The following is a 15,213-nucleotide window of genomic DNA, read 5'->3' as shown; positions in this document are numbered from 1 at the left end:
AATCCTGTTGCACCTACACCGTATCCCCGTGCCAAGAGGGATGGCTCGAAGGAGAATCACTCGTGCATACAGTTATGCCGGAATGTGACACTCGGCCGAACGCCAGCAGCGCCTTGCTCGCCGGACGTAATGTCGATTCCGTCATAAAAGGCGCAGCGCTCGGCCGTATCGGCAATCTCGAAGTGCGGCTCGCCCGCAACGAGGCCGAGATCGCGGCCGCGCAGGAAGTGCGCTACCGTGTATTTTATGACGAGCTTGGCGCCAGGAAGGATCTGTTCCAGGCGCAGGACCGCCGCGACGCCGATCGCTTCGACCCGCTCTGCGACCATCTCCTCGTCCTCGATACCTCGCTTTCCGGCCCTGAGCACCGCCGCATCGTCGGCACCTATCGCTTGCTGCGGCAAGAAATCGCGGCAACCGCCGGAGGCTTCTATTCCGAAGGCGAATTCGAGCTGACCAAGCTCATCGCCCGTCATCCCGGCCAGCGTTTCCTGGAACTCGGCCGCTCCTGTGTGTTGCCGGAATACCGTTCGAAGCGCACCATCGAGGCGCTGTGGCAAGGCATCTGGGCTTACATCAATCACTACGAGATCGGCGTGATGACCGGCTGTGCCTCCTTCCACGGCACCGTGCCGGCCGCGCACGCCGAGGCGCTCACCTATCTCGCCCATCACTGCCGCACCAACTCGGCCTGGGACGTGCGCGCTGTGTCCGGACGCTATTGCTCCATGGACCTGATGCCGATCGAGGCGGTCAACACCAAGGCGGCGATCGCGGCGATGCCACCACTGGTCAAGGGCTATCTGCGGGTCGGCGCCCGCATCGGCGATGGTTGCGTCATCGACCGCGAATTCTCGACCGTCGACATTTTCGTGGTGATGCCGGTCAAGGAGATCGGGGCCCGCTACGTCAACTATTATGGCGGCGAAGCGCAGCGCTTCGCGGCGTGAGCGAGTAGGCAGTAGGCAGTAGGCAGTAGGCAGTGGTGAAGACGCCACGATTCACGCTTCGGCGACTACTGACAATTTCCCTACTCCCTACTCCCTCTCTTCAGGGAATGTCTTCAGGCCGCCGGCCGGGCCGGCTTTTGTAGGCTTGAAACGTCCAGCCGAAACGGAGCGCACCGCCGCGCACCGCGAACGCCGCGGCGAAGCCGGCCAGTTCTGAAACGATCGGCGGCAATCCTGTGACGTCGCCAGCCGTGAAGATTGCAGCACCTGCGAGAGCGGCCGTAACGTAGATTTCCGGCCTCAGCAGCACCGAGGGCTCGCCGGCCAGCAGATCACGCAGGATGCCGCCTGACGTGGCGGTGAGCACGCCGGTGATGACGGAGACGACCGGCGAACCGGTAATGGCCAGCCCCTTGGCCGCCCCCATCACCGAAAAAGCGGCCAACCCGATGGCGTCGAGCCAGAGCAGCCATTTCCAGCGGGATTCGACACGGTGCGCACCAAAGAACACCAGCACCGCAACCGCCGCGCAGATCAGCACATAGCTGGAGTTGGCGACCCAGAAAACCGGCAGATTGAGGATAACGTCGCGAAGCGTGCCGCCGCCGATACCGGTGACGCTGGCCAGGAACAGAAAGCCGATAATGTCGAGCTGCTTGCGCGACGCCGCCAACGCCCCCGTCGCCGCGAAGACGGCAACGCCGGCATAGTCGAGGAGGGCGATGGGGTTCATGAATTATGCGGTTAGGGGAGCAGGGGAGTAGGGGAGTAGGGGAGCATGTTTAGCACGAAGCCGCATGATTCATACGGCTTCCTGTTTTCCTGCCCTACTCCCCTATTCCCTAATCACGCATCCTTTTCGGCCTGCTCATTGACCGGCCCTGGCTCGACCGGCGCGTCGGCGGCAATTTTCGGGCCGCCCTTGGCGACGCCGACCATGGCCGGGCGCAGCACCCGCTCGCCGATCGAATAGCCCGGCTGCACGACCTGGACCACGGTGTTGGCCGGCACATCGGGATTGGGCACTTCGAACATTGCCTGGTGGAAATTGGGATCGAACTTTTCGCCTTCCGGCGCGAGTTTCTTGACCCCGTGCCGTTCCAGCGCCGACAGCATGGCGCGCTCGGTCAGGTCGACGCCTTCGATCAGTGCCTTGAAGCCGGCGTCCCCCGACGCCTTGGCCTCGGCGGGAATGGCATCCAGCGCGCGGCGCAGATTGTCCGACACCGACAGCATGTCGCGGGCGAAATTCGCCACCGCATAGGTTCGCGCGTCATGCACGTCGCGCGCGGTGCGGCGGCGCAGGTTCTCCATCTCGGCCGCGACGCGCAGCGCGCGGTCCTTCAGTTCTTCGTTTTCCTTCAGCAGTCGTACAAGCGCTTCATAGTCGCCATCGATGCTGCCTTCCGTGCGCTCGGCATTGGCCTCGGCCGCCTCGGCTTCACTGGGCGCGCGTTCGTCTTTTGCCTGGTCGCTCATCGCCGTTTCCCGTCATCTTGAATGGTGTGGATTTTGTGCCCGATATCGAGGTTCGCAGGCCAAAAATCAAGGGGAAAGCAACCGCAAGGCCCTTTGAAGACGCCGGGACGATGCTGCGATTTTAATTCAAATTTTACCGTACTTGCCGGCTTTGCTTGCCTCAGGGGCGTGATGGGGGAACCATTCCCTTGCTGGAGGAGTTTCGGAGCCGACGCAGGATTTTTGAGATGATGACCCGCAAAAAGCTTGAAAAGGGCGAGAGGCTCGCCGCGGAGGTCCGGCGCCAGCTCGGTGCCGAGACGATGGCGCGCTTTCTGCGCACCTTGCCAGCCTTCCACACGGAGACCGACATCCCCGATCGTTTCAGGCAATTGCTCGACCGCCTTGACCGGGTCGAGAATGGCGACGCCTGGCGGCGGCAGTAGGCGCCTCGTCCGGCCTTACGCGACAATTACGCACAGTAACTTTACGTGAAGGCCGGCTTGCGGCGGCGGCGCACCCTGCCTATGCTTCCTGATGAACATGATTTCCCCCGAAATGGCGGCCAGTAGCAAGCGCGCCTGGCTCAAGATTCTGGCACGCTACAAGAAGCCCGACAGGCGGCGCAGCGCACTCGAACTCGCCATTACCCTCATTCCTTTCGCCTCGCTGTGGGCTCTGTCTTCCGCCGCCTATGCCTACGGCCATTGGTGGGGGCTGATCCTCATCCTGCCCGCGGCCGGGTTCCTGGTGCGGATCTTCATGATCCAGCACGATTGCGGCCATGGCTCGTTCTTCGCCAATCGCATTGCCGACGACTGGATCGGCCGAGCGCTCGGTGTCCTGACGCTGACGCCCTACGATTGCTGGCGGCGTGCCCACGCCGTGCATCATGCCAGCGCCGGCAATCTCGATGAGCGCGGCATGGGTGACATCAGGACGTTGACCGTCGCCGAGTACCGGCGCCTGTCCTGGCGCGGGCGCCTGGCCTATCGCCTCTATCGCCATCCGCTGGTGATGTTCGGGCTCGGGCCGATCTGGTTGTTCATCTTCTCGCAAAGGCTGCCCATCGGCATGATGCGCGGCGGCTTTACGCCCTGGGTGTCGTCGATGACCACCAATCTCGCCATTGCGCTTGCGGCGGCATTGCTTATCTGGGCCGTCGGTCCCGGCGCGTTCCTGATTGTCCATCTGCCGATCGTCATCCTCGCCGGTTCGGCCGGCATCTGGCTGTTCTACGTCCAGCATCAGTTCGAGGAGACCGAATGGGCGAAGGACGAGGAATGGCAGTTCCAGCATGCCGCCCTGCACGGCTCGTCCTACTACGACCTGCCGCCGGTTCTGAACTGGTTCACCGGCAATATCGGCGTCCACCACGTCCACCACCTCTCCGCCAAGGTGCCCGGCTACCGGTTGCAGGAAGTGCTGCGAGACTATCCGGAACTGCGCGGTATCGGCCGCGTCACGCTGCTCGACAGCCTGCGCTGCGTCAAACTGGCCTTGTGGGACGAAAGCCGCAGCAAGCTGATATCGTTCCGAGAGGCACACGCGGCGCTGTAGCGCTTGTCTTGCTTCCCATCAACGGAGAGGTGAAGTGCGGTCCGCGCAGCGGACGAAAAGCCAATTGCCTGGCTTTTCGAACAATGCCCAAGGGCCGCATGAGGAAGCAGCGCAAAGCTTTCCAACCTGAGTTGAAAGCGTAGAAGAGCAGCCGGTTCTCAGAGCCTCAGGCCGCCTGCCGCTCGTCGCGCATCAGGATCTCGCCATGGCGGATCTCCGTGCCCAGCACCTTCAGGCATTCGCGAATGAAATTGGACAGGCCCGGCCAGCCCTTGGCAGATACGAGATTGCCGTCGACATGGGCTCCGTTCGGCGCGACGTCGATATAGATACCGCCGGCCAGCGTCACTTCCGGCTCGCAATAGTGAAGCGCCGCCACTTCCCTGCCCCGCACCACGCCGTCGACCGCGATCAGGATCTGCACGCCGTGGCAGATGGTGAAGATCGGCTTGCCGGTCTCATGGAAGTGCCGCACCAGCGCCTGCACGCGCTTGTCGATGCGGATGTATTCGGGACCGCGCCCGCCCGCCGCGTAGACGGCATCGTACTGGCCCGGATCCACCTCGGAAAACGTCTTGTTGAGGATGTAATCGTGGCCGAGCTTTTCGGTGTAGGTCTGGTGGCCCTCGAAATCGTGCAGCGATGTCTTCAGCACATCGCCCGCCTTCTTGTCCGGGCACACGACATGCACGGTGTGGCCGACGGCATGCATGGCCTGCTCAAAGACGAAAATCTCATATTCCTCGCTGAACTCGCCAACGAGCATCAATATTTTCTTACCAGCCATTCCCGGTTCCTCCCTTTGTGGCCATTTATTTCGGATGACGAAATAATCGACTTATCGTAAGGGCAGGACGGTGAAAGGGGAAGCGGAAATCGCCCTATTGGTAAGACCAGTTTTCGGAGACGGGCACGATCACCAGCAAATTCGAGTCGTTAAAAAGGCCAAAATGGAATCATTGGTTCGACCAGACTACGGTCAGGCAACCGCCTTGATCATGCCCGCGGCCTTCTCGGCGATCATGATGGTCGGCGCATTGGTGTTGCCGCCGATCAGCCTCGGCATCACCGAGGCGTCGACGACGCGCAAGGCTTGCATGCCGTGGACACGCAGTTCCGGATCAACCACCGCCATATCGTCGATGCCCATCTTGCAGGTGCCGGCCGGGTGATAAATCGTGTCGGCGCGGGCACGGATATGGGACATAAGCTCCGCGTCGCTCGACACGCCGGCAGTGTAGATTTCCTTGTGGCGGTATTTGGCCAGTGCCGGCGCCTCCAGGACACCGCGCATCATTCGAACACCCCTCAGCAGAAGCTCGCCGTCACGTTCGTCCGATAGAAAGCGCGGGTCGATGCGCGGTGCCGCCAGCGGATCCGCGCTCGACAGCCCGACCTCGCCCCGCGAATATGGCCGCAGCACGCAGACGTGGCAGGAAAAACCGTAACCCATATGCAGCTTGCGGCCGTGATCGTCGACGATGGCGATGCAGAAATGCAGTTGCAGGTCGGGCCGGTCGATCGCTGGGTCGGATTTGAGGAAGGCGCCGCCTTCCGCGTAGGGCGTAGCGATCATGCCGCCGCCATCCCTGCGCCAGCGCAGCATATGCCGCAGCAGGCCAGGCAGACCGCGCACACCGATGCCCATCATGTCGGCGTCCTTCGACGTCCAGCCCAGGATGAAATCGAGATGATCCTGCAGGTTCTTGCCCACTCCGGGCAGTTCGTGAGCAACCGGAATACCGTGCACGGCAAGTTCGGCGGCGGGGCCAATGCCCGATAGCAACAGCAGTTGCGGCGAACCGAAAGCGCCGCCGCAGACAATGACCTCGCGCCCGGCTTGTGCAATCGCTTCGCTGTTGCCCTTGCGATAGCGAACGCCGGTCGACCGCTTGCCGTCAAGCACGATGCCCGTGGCTTGTGCTCCGGTGATGACGGTAAGGTTGGGCCGGCTCATGACCGGATGCAGATATGCGGCAGCCGCCGAGCATCGTTCGCCATTGCGGCGCTCGTCCCAGAATTGCGTCACCTGATAGAGCCCCGCCCCTTCCTGCTCCGGTCCGTTGAAATCGTCGTTGCGGCGTATCTGGTTTTCGCCGCAGGCCTCGACAAAGGCCCTTGAGAGCGCACGCGGCTCCTGCTGTTCGCCGACCCGCAGCGGTCCTTCGCTGCCATGTAGTGCGTCTGCACCGCGCTGATTGCCTTCGGCGCGCCGGAAATAGGGCAGCACGTCGTCCCACGACCAGCCCTGGCAGCCGAGATCGGCCCATTCGTCATAGTCGCCACGGTGCCCGCGCGTGTAAAGCATGGCGTTGATGGCACTGGAGCCGCCGAGCGTCTTGCCGCGCGGCTGGTAACCCTTGCGGCCGCCAAGCCCAGGCTGCGGCACCGTCTCGAACGCCCAGTTGTTGATCTTCGGCCGGCCCGGCAGCAGCGCGATGACGCCGGCGGGTGCGCGGATCAGCAGATCCTTGCCGGCTCCTCCCGCCTCGATCAGGCAAACTGTTTTCGAGGTATCTTCGGAGAGCCGCGCGGCAAGCGTGCAGCCGGCGGACCCGCCACCGGCGATGACATAGTCGTAGCGCATGAGACCCCTCCCAGATCGTCAGGCGGATATTTCTATCCGGACGATCAGAGAAGGCCCGATCGCGGGCGATGTAAAGACGCGTGGACCTACCGCCGCGTCAGTTGCCGCGGGCCCGCCGCCAGGAATATCTCGGACCCTTGGGCTCCGATATGGCGGCCGGCTGGTAGTAAAGCCCCAACCCGCCGGTACGGCCCTCCTCCAGGCGTTTCAAGAGCACTGGATTCGAGATCTCGAACTCGTCGAAGCCAAGCCGCAGCATGTGCGGCAACGGGTCGACCAGGATCTGCCCGGTGGCACGCAGCGCGCCCGTGAAATGATAGCGGTTGCGCAGCAGTTCGCCCTTGGTGAAAGACCGGCCGTCGCCGAAAGCCGGGAAGGCCAGCGCCACCAGCGACAGCTGGTCGAGCAGGTCGGCGATCTTCTCGAGCTGATCGCCGGGCTGCAGCACGACGCCGAGCCGCTCCTTCGCCGAGCGGCGCACCTCCGGGTCAAGATCGAGGAATGCCTGCAACGGCAGGATGAAGCGGCCGTTGCCTGCCAGCGCGTCGGCGCTTTCGGCATGGGTCCACTCGTCCTCGCGAAACCCTTCAGGGGTCCAGAGCCGGGTCTCCGGTGTCGTCGGTTCAGTCATCAAAATTCCTAAAAATTCAAAGAGCTCAAGGGTGTGCTGAAATTCAGGTCAGGCCGCTTCGAAAACGGCTGCTTCCGAGAACCGGAGCGGAGCGTACTTGAAGTACGTGAGCCCCGGAAGCGCAGGAAGCTGCCGTTTGCAGGCCGGCCTCACCTGAATTGCAACATACCCTATAGTGATGCGTCGGTCAGCGACACTTCCAGTCCCGACAGGTGAATGCCGCACTCGGTCTTGGCGTGACCGGCCCAGCGGCCGCTGCGCGCGTCCTCGCCCGGCTGCACCGGCTGCGTGCACGGAAAGCAGCCGATCGACAGATAGCCATAGGCGACCAGTGGATTTTCGCGCAGCGCATGCGAACGCATGTAGTCGGCCTGATCCGACGTCGTCCAGTGCGCCAGCGGATTGATGCGGATGCGCGGGCCGACCGCCTCGAACACCGGAAGTGCGGCCCGTGTCGAGGCCTGGAAGCGCTTGCGACCTGTGAACCAGGCACGGAAGGGGGCGACGCCACGTGCCAGCGGCTCGACCTTGCGCACGTCGCAGCAGGCATCGGTGTTGTTCTGATGCAGATTGCCGGTCGGGTCGATCCGTTCGAGCGCCGCCTCGTCGGGCTTGATCACCCGGATGTTGGTCAGCCCGAAATCGGCGACCAGCGCGTCGCGATAGCCGAGCGTCTCCTCGAAATGCTTGCCGGTATCGAGGAAGATGACCGGTAGCGTGCGGTCGATCTCCGCGATCATGTGCAGCAGCACCGCCGAATCCGCGCCGAACGAAGACACGGCGGCGATCTCGTCGTGGAACAGGTCCCTGGCCGCACGTTCGATGATCTCAAGCGGCTTCAAATGGCCATAGAGCGCATCGAGGCCCGCCGCCTTGGCGGCGGCGCCGTCCTCGACGTCGGCAACACGGTCAAGCGGCCTTGGCTTCGCCAGCATAGAGCGCCTCCTTGAACGGCGCGGGACCGACACGGCGGTAGGCGTCGATGAATATTTCCTGTGGGTTGAGCCGAAGGCCGAGATAGGTATCGACGATCGTCTCGATGGCGTCGGTGATCTCTTCCGACGAGAAGCCGCGGCCGATGATCTCGCCGACGGAGGTGTTTTCGTCGGCCGAACCGCCGAGCGTCACCTGGTAGAGCTCGGAGCCTTTCTTCTCGACACCGAGGATGCCGATATGGCCGACATGGTGGTGGCCGCAGGCATTGATGCAGCCGGAGATCTTGAGCTTCAATTCGCCGATCTCGCGCTGCCGCTCCAGCGAGGCGAAGCGTTGCGAGATTTCCTGCGCGATCGGGATCGAGCGCGCCGTCGCAAGCGCGCAATAATCGAGGCCCGGGCACGAGATGATGTCCGAGATCAGGTTGGAATTGGCCGTCGCCAGCCCGATGTCGACCAGCGCGTCATAGACCGCCTTGAGGTCGGCGCGCGCCACATGTGGCAGGATCAGGTTCTGCTCATGGCTGACGCGCAACTCGTCGAAGGCGTATCTTTCGGCGATATCGGCGACGGCTTCCATCTGGCTGTCCGATGCGTCGCCCGGTACCTCGCCGATGCCCTTGAGCGAAATCGTCACCGCGGCATAATCGGGATGGCGATGCGTCACCACGTTCTGGTCGAGCCAGTCCGAGAAGCCCTTGGAATCCAACCGCGCCACCTTGACGGCCGCGTCGCCTTCCGGACGCCCGGCCAGCGCCGGCGGCGCGAAATAGGCCTCGATGGCGCGGATGTCCGCCTCAGGCAGCTTCAGTTCCGCATCCTTCAACTCCTGCCACTCGGCCTCGACCTGGCGGGTGATTTCCTCGGCGCCGGTCTCGTGCACCAGGATCTTGATGCGCGCCTTGTACTTGTTGTCGCGGCGCCCATAGAGATTGTAAACGCGCAGGATCGCCGTGCAGTAGGACAGAAGGTCGGCCTCCGGCAGAAAGTCGCGAATCTTCCTCGCCACCATCGGCGTGCGGCCCTGGCCACCGCCGACATAGACGGCGAAGCCGAGTTCGCCGGCGGCGTTCTTCTTCAGGTGCAGGCCGATGTCATGCGTCTGGATGGCGGCGCGGTCACGCTCGGCTCCCGTCACCGCGATCTTGAACTTACGCGGCAGGAACGAGAATTCCGGATGCACCGACGACCACTGCCGCAGGATTTCCGCATAGGGGCGCGGATCGGCGACCTCGTCGGCGGCAGCGCCGGCAAAATGGTCCGCGGTGACATTGCGGATGCAGTTGCCGCTGGTCTGGATGGCGTGCATCTCGACGCTGGCCAGGTCCGCCAGGATCGCCGGAATGTCCGACAGCGCCGGCCAGTTGAACTGGATGTTCTGGCGCGTGGTGAAATGGCCGTAGCCCTTGTCGTATTTGCGGGCGATGTGGCCGAGCATGCGCAACTGCTTGCCGTTCAACGTGCCGTAGGGCACGGCGATGCGAAGCATATAGGCGTGCAGCTGCAGGTAAACGCCGTTCATCAGCCTGAGCGGCCGGAACTGGTCCTCGGTGATCTCGCCGGACAGCCGGCGCTGGACCTGGTCGCTGAACTCGGCGACGCGGGCCTGGACAAAATCGTGGTCGAACTCATCGTAACGGTACATGCTTCGTCTTTCAGGGCGCGTCCGCCCACTTTCACTTTCAGTCTGGCTTACGCCGCCCGTATAGCCTGCTTGCCGAGATCGCCACGAATAGTGGGACCGGCGGCGCGGATCTTCTCGCGCAACCGCACCGGCTCGACGACGCCGTCGACGACTTCCGCGTCGATCAGATTGACGTCGACCACTTCATTGTCGGCATAGGCCTTGGCGCCGATCGCCTCCAGCCGATCCTCGGCCGCCTTGTCATGGGCAAGGTCTGCATGGTCCACCGTCTCGGCCCAGCCGCCATCGGCGTACCAGACGGCGATGCCGTCGCCGAGGCGATTGGCGGTCAGTATCTTCATGGCTGAACTCCCTCGGTGGCCGCTACGGGCGCATGCCTGTGAGCCGCGAGCGGCTCGGACCGCTCGAAATTGGCCCCGGCGACAGCGTCGCCGATGATGGTCATGACCGGTCCCGACAGATCGGCGCGCGCTTCCAGCGACGGCAGGTCGGCGAGTGTGCCGTGGAAGCGTCGGCGATTGGTCAGGCTGGCATTCTCGACCACGGCGACTGCCGTGTCCGGCGATAGGCCGGCCTCGATCAGCCGGCCGGCAACTTCGGCCGCGACCGAGCGGCCCATATAGACGGCGACGGTAGCACCGGAAATGGCGAGCTTGGCCCAGTCTGGCAATGAATTGCCCTTGAGATCGTGGCCGGTGGTGAACACCATCGAGGAGGAAACGCCGCGCAGCGTTAGCGGCAGCTCGAAATCGGCGGCAGCGGCGAAGGCCGCGGTGACACCCGGAACCACCTCATAGGCGATGCCGGCATCGCGCAGCGCCGCCATCTCCTCGCCGGCGCGCCCGAACACCAGCGGATCACCCGACTTCAGCCGCACGACGCGCTTGCCCGCACGGCCGAGCTCCCCCAGCAATGCATTGATTTCGGCCTGGCTCTTGGTGTGGCAGCCCTTGCGCTTTCCCACCGGCAGACGCTCGGCATCGCGGCGCCCCATGGCGACGACCGCCTCCGGCACCAGCGCGTCATGGACGATGACGTCGGCTTCCATCAGGAGACGATGCGCCCGCAGGGTCAGGAGATCCTCGGCGCCGGGACCGGCGCCCACCAGGGCGATGTGGCCGCGAACGGGCGCGTCGGACATCAGCAGATCGGCGGCGGCTTCGCGCGCCCGCGAAAATTCGCCAGCCTCGACCGCGCGCGCCGGCGCTCCGCCGAAGAAGTCGCTCCAGAAACGGCGACGTATATTGCCCCTGGGCAATCTCTCGGCGGCATTGCGGAACGAGGCGGCAAGCGCCGCCAGCGCGCCAAGCGACGGCGACAGCATGCGGTCGATGCGGCCGCGCAGCATCTGCGCCAGCACCGGGCCCGCGCCTTCGGTGCCGATGGCAATGGCGACCGGTGCGCGGTTGACCAGCGCAGGCGTGAAGAAATCGCAGAGGTCCGGCCGGTCGACCGCATTGACCGGAATGCCCAGCCGGCGCGCGTCGGCGGCCACGCGACGATCGAGCGTCTCGTCGCCGCTGGCGGCAAACACCATCACGGCGCCTTCGAGCCGCGAGGCGTCATACCCGGCGGCCACATGGTTCGCGCCGGTCTCGGCGATGAAGGCCAACAGCTCCGGTTCGGCATTTGCGGCGATGATGTACAGAACCGCGCTCGACTGGGCGATCAGCCGCGCCTTGGCCAGCGCCTGCTCGCCACCGCCGACAATGGCCACGGCTTCGCCCTCGACCCGCACGAAGACGGGAAAGGCATTGAGCTTGGTGGTGGCTTGCGGCATCAGAAAAGCAATCCGGGAACAGTTTCGCAGTTTTACGCCTAGGCATAAAAAAGCAGAAGCAAAGCACTCGCTCATCCGGTGATGGCAGGCAATCGCTTTTTCGCAACCGCGAAGAGCAGGAGAAAAATATTCCACGCCCATGCCCTGAGCACACCGGGGCCGTCGAAACAGGCCTTGATTTCAGGCACTTTTAGCTGCCGGCGACTTATCTCGCAAAATAGTTTTTTCTAAATTCTACCAATTCAGTAGATTAAAGTCGTGCTGAGGCGATTTCATGTTCGCCGCCCGTCTTCGCGACCGCTCGGTCCGCCGTTTCAGTGGAACGTGACCGGCCAGAGAGCGTTCCCGGAATAGCCAGCACTCAACAAGGAGCGTTTTCATGAACACGATCATTTTGAAGCATGGCATTTGGGTTCTGGTGGCCGACGGTGAAAAGGCGCTCCTGCTCAAGAATGCCGGCGACACCAAATTTCCCAACCTTGAAGTGGTGCAGGTGATGGAACAGGAAAACCCGCCCACCCGCGAACAGGGAAGCGACAGCCCGGGCCGATACAATGATGGCCCATCCGTACACCGCAGCGCGGTCGAGGAGACCGACTGGCACCGTATCGGCAAGGAACGCTTCGCCCAAGAGATTGCCGCCCGGCTCTACAAGCTTGCCCATGACGGCGAGTTCGACAGCATCGTGCTTGTCGCCCCACCGGTGGTGCTCGGTGCCATGCGCAAGAAGCTGCATAAGGAGGTTGGTGACAAGGTGACGGCCGAGATCCCGAAGACCATGACCAACCACGACATTTCCGAGATCGAGGCCTTGCTGCAGACAGCCTGATCGCCGGCAACAGGGCGAATACCGTCGCGGGCTCGAACAGATCGGCGGCATCCGTTCGCCGGTCCGGCATTTTGTCGCCGCGCCGTCGCTTTTCGCACCCTTGCGGGTTGCATCATCGTTACCGCTTCCACCATATTGCAAGCCAGGCGACGGCTTCGGGCGGCGCATATCCGACATCGCTAGCTTGAAAGGCGCTCCATAGACAATGCCGCATGACACGCCCCTTATCGCCACCATCGTCGCCGGTCTGGGGCTGGCTTTCGTCTTCGGCGCTCTCGCCAATCGTTTCCGCATTCCGCCACTGGTCGGCTATCTCGTAGCCGGCGTGCTGGTCGGGCCGAACACGCCCGGTTTCGTCGCCGACGCCGGGCTTGCCAACGAATTGGCCGAAATCGGCGTCATCCTCCTGATGTTCGGCGTTGGCCTGCATTTTTCGCTCAAGGACCTTCTGTCGGTCCGCGCCATCGCCGTGCCTGGCGCCATCGTCCAGATCGGCTTTGCCACCGCACTCGGCGCCGGGCTGTCCTGGATGCTCGGCTGGTCGATGGGCGCGGGCCTGGTGTTCGGCCTGGCGTTGTCGGTCGCATCGACCGTGGTGCTGCTGCGCGCACTTCAGGAACGCCGCCTGATCGAGACCGAGCGCGGCCGCATCGCCGTCGGCTGGCTGATCGTCGAGGACCTGGCCATGGTGCTGGCGCTGGTGCTGCTGCCGGCGCTTGCCGGTGTGCTCGGCGGCCAGGAACAGGCCGATGCCCATTCGAGCGGCCTGCTGTCGCTGCCGGCCAGTTACGGCATCTGGGGCGTGGTCGGCATCACGCTGGCCAAGGTCGCCGCCTTCGTCGTCGTCATGCTGGTGGTCGGCCGCCGGGTCATTCCGTGGATCCTGCACTACGTCGCCCATACCGGGTCGCGCGAGCTGTTCCGTCTCTCGGTGCTCGCCATTGCCCTCGGCGTCGCCTTCGGCGCGGCAAAATTGTTCGGCGTCTCGCTGGCGCTGGGCGCCTTCTTCGCCGGCATGATCATGAGCGAATCCGAGCTCAGCCACCGAGCGGCGGAAGAATCGCTGCCGCTGCGCGATGCCTTCTCGGTGCTGTTCTTCGTCTCCGTCGGCATGCTGTTCGACCCGTTCAGCCTGATCAGCAACGGCCTGCCGATCCTGGCGACGCTGGCCATCATCGTCATCGGCAAGTCGCTGGCGGCGTTCGTCATCGTCGTCGCCTTCGGCTATCCCTTGGCCACGGCCTTGATGATTTCGGCCAGCCTTGCCCAGATCGGCGAATTCTCCTTCATCCTGGCCGAACTCGGCGTCGGGCTGAAACTCCTGCCCGAACAGGGCCGCGACCTGATCCTGGCCGGGGCCATCCTGTCGATCGTGCTCAACCCGCTGATGTTCCTGGTCATCGACTGGATGAAGCCGTGGCTGGAGGCCCGCGCCGCCAGGACGGCACCACCGGTGGACGCCAAGCCGCTCGGTCCGGCGACGGAACCGGGCCAGGTGGCCTCCGTCGCCGCAACGTCCAGCAAGGAAGACGGGCCGCCGCCGAGGACGACGCTTGCCGGTCATGCCATCCTGATCGGCTATGGCCGGGTCGGCGGCCTCGTCGGTGCCGCGCTGAAGGAAGCGGCACTGCCTTTCCTCGTCATCGAGGACGCCGACAAGACGCTGGCGAAGCTGAAAGCAGACGGCATCGAAACCATCGCCGGCAATGCCGCCAATGCCGAAGTGTTCGCCGCCGCCAATCCGGAGGGCGCAAATCGGCTGATCCTCGCCATTCCCAATGCCTTCGAGGCCGGCCAGATCGTGCTGCGGGCGCGCGCCGCCAATCCCAACATCAACGTCGTCGCCCGCGCCCATTCCGACGCCGAGGTCGAGCATCTGAAGGGGCTCGGCGCCGATACGGTGATCATGGGCGAACGCGAGATCGCGCGCGGCATTGTCGAAGAGGTGCTTGGCCACAAGCCGCGGGCCGCTGAACCGTCCGCTGCCTGAACCGACGTGCCCACAGGCGCTTTGATCATGCCACGAACGCCGAGCCGCCGTTTTGCGCGACACTGCCGAGGTATTTTGCCGGAGGCTTGCCAAGCGCCTTCTTGAACATGGTGATGAAGGCGGTGACCGAGCTATAGCCGAGATCGCCCGAGACCTGTTGCACGCTGGCGCCCGACGCCAGCTCGCGAATGGCGACGATCAGGTGCAATTGCTGGCGCCAGCGCCCGAAGCTTAGGCCTGTCTCCTTGACTATGAGACGCGCCAGACTGCTTTCGCTGAGCGCAACGCGGCTGGCCCATTGTGCCAGTGTACTGCGATCGGCGGGGTCCTGCGCCAACGCCTCGGCGATCCGCCTCAATCGCGGCTCGGCTGAAATCGGCAGATGCAGTTGCTGGACAGGCATGCGCGCCAGTTCGGCAAGCAGGGTCCTGGTCAGGAGGTCATCCCTTGCCTTGTCGTCCTGCACGCTGTCGGACAGCTCGACGATTAGTTCGCGCAGCAGAGGCGAAATTGAAAGCGTGCAGCACCGGTCTGGCAATTCGGCGGCTCCCGGCTCGATATAGACGAAGAAGATCCGGGCATTGGCCGTGGCGATGTTGCTGTGCTCCATGGAACCGGGGATCCATACCCCGCAATGCGGCGGCACCATCCACAGGCCGCTCGGAACGCGGCATGTGACGCCGCCTCCGAGCGTAAAGACGAGCTGGCCCTTGCGGTGCCAATGCGCGGGCACTTCCGCTCTGGTTTCGGTGACGTCGACACGAACGGCGATGGCTGGCGCCAGCACATCATCGACATCGAAATTGAGCCATGGGTAGCGAAGAGGCTGTCTCATGATCGACTGCTTT

At 63.8% G+C, this 15,213-nt stretch carries 15 protein-coding genes; 5 read left to right on the top strand and 10 right to left on the bottom strand.

Going from position 1 to position 15,213, the window contains the following annotated elements:
* Positions 1–74 precede the first annotated feature (74 nt).
* A complete protein-coding gene (locus EN808_RS01450; protein WP_167531310.1) occupies positions 75–950 on the top strand; it encodes a GNAT family N-acetyltransferase in 876 nt (291 codons plus the stop codon).
* Between the two features lie 100 nt (positions 951–1,050).
* On the opposite strand, the gene EN808_RS01445 is transcribed toward EN808_RS01450, so the two are convergent.
* The gene (locus tag EN808_RS01445; RefSeq protein WP_135865756.1) at positions 1,051–1,683 is read right to left on the bottom strand and encodes a trimeric intracellular cation channel family protein; all 633 of its coding nucleotides are present in this window, start codon (positions 1,681–1,683) and stop codon (positions 1,051–1,053) included.
* 113 nt (positions 1,684–1,796) lie between these two features.
* Positions 1,797–2,429 carry a nucleotide exchange factor GrpE gene (grpE, locus tag EN808_RS01440; protein WP_127280462.1) on the bottom strand — a complete coding sequence of 211 codons (633 nt, stop codon included), beginning with the start codon at positions 2,427–2,429 and terminating at the stop codon, positions 1,797–1,799.
* 227 nt (positions 2,430–2,656) lie between these two features.
* Here grpE and EN808_RS01435 point away from each other — a divergent pair, with 227 nt between their 5' ends.
* Together EN808_RS01435 and EN808_RS01430 are read left to right on the top strand one after the other, a co-directional pair.
* A complete protein-coding gene (locus EN808_RS01435; RefSeq protein WP_127280461.1) occupies positions 2,657–2,854 on the top strand; it encodes a hypothetical protein in 198 nt (65 codons plus the stop codon).
* A 91-nt stretch (positions 2,855–2,945) separates the two neighbouring features.
* On the top strand, positions 2,946–3,968 hold the full coding sequence (locus EN808_RS01430; protein ID WP_127870004.1) for a fatty acid desaturase: 1,023 nt from the start codon (positions 2,946–2,948) through the stop codon (positions 3,966–3,968).
* A gap of 166 nt (positions 3,969–4,134) precedes the next feature.
* Here EN808_RS01430 and EN808_RS01425 read toward each other — a convergent pair whose 3' ends face one another.
* The 7 genes from EN808_RS01425 to cysG all read right to left on the bottom strand — a co-directional run bounded on the left by EN808_RS01425 (position 4,135) and on the right by cysG (position 11,546).
* Positions 4,135–4,755, bottom strand: a complete 621-nt coding sequence (locus tag EN808_RS01425; RefSeq protein WP_127280673.1) for a DJ-1/PfpI family protein — start codon at positions 4,753–4,755, stop codon at positions 4,135–4,137.
* Between the two features lie 192 nt (positions 4,756–4,947).
* A complete protein-coding gene (locus EN808_RS01420) occupies positions 4,948–6,555 on the bottom strand; it encodes a GMC family oxidoreductase N-terminal domain-containing protein (RefSeq protein ID WP_135865758.1) in 1,608 nt (535 codons plus the stop codon).
* 97 nt (positions 6,556–6,652) lie between these two features.
* Complete coding sequence (locus EN808_RS01415; RefSeq protein ID WP_135865762.1) at positions 6,653–7,186, bottom strand: DUF934 domain-containing protein; 534 nt, start codon at positions 7,184–7,186, stop codon at positions 6,653–6,655.
* 170 nt (positions 7,187–7,356) lie between these two features.
* On the bottom strand, positions 7,357–8,121 hold the full coding sequence (locus EN808_RS01410) for a phosphoadenylyl-sulfate reductase (protein ID WP_135865764.1): 765 nt from the start codon (positions 8,119–8,121) through the stop codon (positions 7,357–7,359).
* Positions 8,096–9,766: a nitrite/sulfite reductase gene (locus EN808_RS01405; RefSeq protein WP_135914986.1), complete on the bottom strand. Its 1,671-nt coding sequence runs from the start codon at positions 9,764–9,766 to the stop codon at positions 8,096–8,098. The genes EN808_RS01410 and EN808_RS01405 overlap by 26 nt, the downstream gene beginning before the upstream one ends.
* A 47-nt stretch (positions 9,767–9,813) precedes the next feature.
* The gene (locus tag EN808_RS01400; RefSeq protein ID WP_127281321.1) at positions 9,814–10,107 is read right to left on the bottom strand and encodes a DUF2849 domain-containing protein; all 294 of its coding nucleotides are present in this window, start codon (positions 10,105–10,107) and stop codon (positions 9,814–9,816) included.
* Positions 10,104–11,546 carry a siroheme synthase CysG gene (cysG, locus tag EN808_RS01395; RefSeq protein ID WP_135914985.1) on the bottom strand — a complete coding sequence of 481 codons (1,443 nt, stop codon included), beginning with the start codon at positions 11,544–11,546 and terminating at the stop codon, positions 10,104–10,106. The genes EN808_RS01400 and cysG overlap by 4 nt, the downstream gene beginning before the upstream one ends.
* A gap of 379 nt (positions 11,547–11,925) precedes the next feature.
* Here cysG and EN808_RS01390 point away from each other — a divergent pair, with 379 nt between their 5' ends.
* Entirely contained in the window at positions 11,926–12,375 is a 450-nt protein-coding gene (locus tag EN808_RS01390; RefSeq protein WP_135914984.1) for a host attachment family protein, read from the top strand.
* 205 nt (positions 12,376–12,580) lie between these two features.
* The gene (locus EN808_RS01385; protein WP_135914983.1) at positions 12,581–14,365 is read left to right on the top strand and encodes a cation:proton antiporter; all 1,785 of its coding nucleotides are present in this window, start codon (positions 12,581–12,583) and stop codon (positions 14,363–14,365) included.
* A gap of 25 nt (positions 14,366–14,390) precedes the next feature.
* Here EN808_RS01385 and EN808_RS01380 read toward each other — a convergent pair whose 3' ends face one another.
* Positions 14,391–15,200 carry a helix-turn-helix transcriptional regulator gene (locus EN808_RS01380; RefSeq protein WP_135914982.1) on the bottom strand — a complete coding sequence of 270 codons (810 nt, stop codon included), beginning with the start codon at positions 15,198–15,200 and terminating at the stop codon, positions 14,391–14,393.
* Positions 15,201–15,213 lie beyond the last annotated feature (13 nt).

Origin of the sequence: Mesorhizobium sp. M8A.F.Ca.ET.165.01.1.1, assembly GCF_004792065.1 — a bacterium.
Taxonomy (GTDB): domain Bacteria; phylum Pseudomonadota; class Alphaproteobacteria; order Rhizobiales; family Rhizobiaceae; genus Mesorhizobium.
Note: the sequence above shows the minus strand (reverse complement) of the source record. Positions and strands in the feature narration are given on the sequence as shown.

Bases quoted from the DNA above. Each gene is read 5' to 3' on its own strand.
- EN808_RS01450 (WP_167531310.1), top strand. From the start codon at position 75: ATGCCGGAATGTGACACTCGGCCGAACGCCAGCAGCGCCTTGCTCGCC.
- EN808_RS01445 (WP_135865756.1), bottom strand. From the start codon at position 1,683: ATGAACCCCATCGCCCTCCTCGACTATGCCGGCGTTGCCGTCTTCGCG.
- grpE (WP_127280462.1), bottom strand. From the start codon at position 2,429: ATGAGCGACCAGGCAAAAGACGAACGCGCGCCCAGTGAAGCCGAGGCG.
- EN808_RS01435 (WP_127280461.1), top strand. From the start codon at position 2,657: ATGATGACCCGCAAAAAGCTTGAAAAGGGCGAGAGGCTCGCCGCGGAG.
- EN808_RS01430 (WP_127870004.1), top strand. From the start codon at position 2,946: ATGAACATGATTTCCCCCGAAATGGCGGCCAGTAGCAAGCGCGCCTGG.
- EN808_RS01425 (WP_127280673.1), bottom strand. From the start codon at position 4,755: ATGGCTGGTAAGAAAATATTGATGCTCGTTGGCGAGTTCAGCGAGGAA.
- EN808_RS01420 (WP_135865758.1), bottom strand. From the start codon at position 6,555: ATGCGCTACGACTATGTCATCGCCGGTGGCGGGTCCGCCGGCTGCACG.
- EN808_RS01415 (WP_135865762.1), bottom strand. From the start codon at position 7,186: ATGACTGAACCGACGACACCGGAGACCCGGCTCTGGACCCCTGAAGGG.
- EN808_RS01410 (WP_135865764.1), bottom strand. From the start codon at position 8,121: ATGCTGGCGAAGCCAAGGCCGCTTGACCGTGTTGCCGACGTCGAGGAC.
- EN808_RS01405 (WP_135914986.1), bottom strand. From the start codon at position 9,766: ATGTACCGTTACGATGAGTTCGACCACGATTTTGTCCAGGCCCGCGTC.
- EN808_RS01400 (WP_127281321.1), bottom strand. From the start codon at position 10,107: ATGAAGATACTGACCGCCAATCGCCTCGGCGACGGCATCGCCGTCTGG.
- cysG (WP_135914985.1), bottom strand. From the start codon at position 11,546: ATGCCGCAAGCCACCACCAAGCTCAATGCCTTTCCCGTCTTCGTGCGG.
- EN808_RS01390 (WP_135914984.1), top strand. From the start codon at position 11,926: ATGAACACGATCATTTTGAAGCATGGCATTTGGGTTCTGGTGGCCGAC.
- EN808_RS01385 (WP_135914983.1), top strand. From the start codon at position 12,581: ATGCCGCATGACACGCCCCTTATCGCCACCATCGTCGCCGGTCTGGGG.
- EN808_RS01380 (WP_135914982.1), bottom strand. From the start codon at position 15,200: ATGAGACAGCCTCTTCGCTACCCATGGCTCAATTTCGATGTCGATGAT.